General features: G+C 70.8%; 1 protein-coding gene. It reads left to right on the top strand.

Annotated elements, in window-relative coordinates:
- Nucleotides 1-628, top strand: a 628-nt coding sequence (locus B4M60_RS04585; protein WP_291080719.1) for an alpha/beta hydrolase fold domain-containing protein, incomplete at its 5' end; no start/stop codon positions are given.
- Between the last annotated feature and the right edge of the window lie 105 nt (nucleotides 629-733).

Raw genomic sequence — 733 nt, 5'->3', positions numbered from 1 at the left:
GCGCCAGCACTGGCAGTTGATCGCCCAGATAGCGGTCGAGTCGGGCACGACGGTCGTGGTCCCGATCTACCCGCTGATTCCGGCCGGAACCGCGGGCCGGGTCGTCGCGGGGATCGTCGACATCATCCGGGGGTGCCGCGACGAGTACGGCGACCCCCGCCTGGTCGGCGATTCGGCGGGTGGGCAGATCGCACTCTCGGCCGCGCAGGTGCTGCGCGATGAGCACGGCATCACGCTCGGCCGCACCGTGCTCATCTCACCGGCGGTAGATCTGACCTGGTCCAACCCCGGGATCCCCGAGGTTCAGCCCGACGACCCGTGGCTCGCCGTCCCCGGCGGGCAGCACCTGTCCGAGGTGTGGCGGGGAGACCTGGAGGTCACCGACCCGCGGGTGAGCCCGATATTCGGTGACCTGGCCGGGCTCGGGCCCGTCACGATCTTCAGTGGCACCCACGACATCCTCTGCCCCGACGCCCGGCTCCTCGCCGCGAAGCTCGAGAATTCGGGCGTGGACGTGGAGTACCACGAGGTGCCCGCGCGCCTGCACGTCTACCCGATTCTGCCGACGGCCTCCGGCCGGCACGCCCGCACACTCATCACTGCGCAGTTGGCCGACCCGGGCTCCTGAGTTCAGACCAGGCGGGCAGGTCCGAGCCGGGACCACGAGCGACGACGAGCCAGCTCACCGATGAGCGGACCCGCTTGCGCTGGACCTTCGGCTTGCGCTGCCCCT

Source organism: Dietzia sp. UBA5065 (genome assembly GCA_002415925.1).
Taxonomy (GTDB): domain Bacteria; phylum Actinomycetota; class Actinomycetes; order Mycobacteriales; family Mycobacteriaceae; genus Dietzia.
The sequence above is the reverse complement of the archived record's forward strand: the minus strand, read 5'-3'. Positions and strand labels throughout refer to the sequence as shown.